The organism is Mesorhizobium sp. WSM4806, from assembly GCF_055811635.1.
The window spans coordinates 1-972 of record NZ_JBVVQZ010000062.1; the positions used below are offsets into that span (position 1 = coordinate 1).

1 pseudogene is annotated in these 972 nt (G+C 59.9%); it reads right to left on the reverse strand.

The window, feature by feature from the left end:
• Positions 1–972 (reverse strand): annotated as a pseudogene (locus AC0L2M_RS34575) (1-aminocyclopropane-1-carboxylate deaminase); the annotation flags it as partial.

The window sequence follows — 972 nt, forward strand, 5'->3', positions numbered from 1 at the left end:
TACCCGTTGATCGCAGGCGCGCCGCCGAGATGCGCGTAGAGGATCTTAGACCCCTCTGGAAAGAAGCCTCTCTTCACGAGGTCGATCATTCCATGCATTGATTTGCCCTCATAGACGGGATCGGTAATCATGCCCTCGAGCCGCGCGCACAGCCGGATTGCCCCCTTCGTTTCCTCGGATGGAATGCCATAACGCGGGTACGCGTAGTCCTCCAGCAAGACCACGTCATCCTCGACGAGTTCCGTTCCGAGCTCGACGAGCCTTGCTGTATGTTGGGCAATGCCAAGCACCTGCGCCTTGGTCTTTGCGGGAGTGGCAGAGGCATCGATACCAATCACGTTGCGCTGTCGACCATCCTCGGCGAACCCGACGAGCATGCCGGCATGCGTTGAACCGGTGACCGTGCAAACGACCATGTAGTCGAAGGCAAACCCAAGCTGTTTCTCCTGAGCGCGCACCTCCTCGGCGAACCCGACATAGCCGAGACCGCCGTATTTGTGGACAGAAGCCCCGGCTGGTATCGCATAAGGTCTGCCGCCCCTTGCCTTGACATCATAGAGCGCTTTTTCCCAACTCTGGCGGATGCCGATGTCAAAGCCCTCGTCGACAAGGCGCACCTCTGCACCCATGATGCGGCTCAAGAGAATATTGCCAACCCGGTCGTAGACGGCATTGTCATGTGGAACTCAGCTCCCCTGAACCAGGAGGCATTTCATGCCGACTTTGGCGGCCACCGCTGCCACCATCCGGGTGTGGTTGGACTGCACGCCGCCGACGGTGACGAGCGTGTCGGCATCTGACGCGATCGCATCGGGGATGATGTATTCAAGCTTGCGCAGCTTGTTTCCGCCGAATGCGAGACCAGAGTTGCAGTCCTCGCGCTTGGCGTAGATTTCCACCTTGCCGCCCAGATGCTTGCCGAGCCGGTCGAGCTTCTCGACGGGCGTGGGTCCGAAGGTGAGCGGGTAGCGT